Here is a 255-nt window from a genome sequence, read left to right as displayed (position 1 = left end):
GGGGATGGCAGGTGTTCGGTATCGGCGCTGGCGCACGGTGGCCTTCGACGGCTGTGCCTCGTTCAAAGTGCCGGACAGCGACCGCAACCGGGCGTTCTTCGGGCTGCGGAGCAACAGCCACGGGCCGTTGCCCTATCCGATGCTGATGTTGATGGCGTTGGTGGAGACCGGGACCCGCGCGGTGATGGGGGCGGTGTTCGGGCCCGACACGGTCAGCGAGTTGGACTATGCCAGACAGTTGTTCCCGCTGTTGAC

Annotated in this window: 1 pseudogene; it reads left to right on the top strand. The window is 65.9% G+C overall.

The features are described from left to right. Positions 1-255 (top strand): annotated as a pseudogene (locus tag KGQ19_RS48995) (IS4 family transposase); the annotation flags it as partial.

This window comes from Catenulispora pinistramenti (assembly GCF_018274385.1).
GTDB classification, from domain to species: domain Bacteria; phylum Actinomycetota; class Actinomycetes; order Streptomycetales; family Catenulisporaceae; genus Catenulispora; species Catenulispora pinistramenti.
This window is presented reverse-complemented; position numbering and strand designations above follow the sequence as displayed.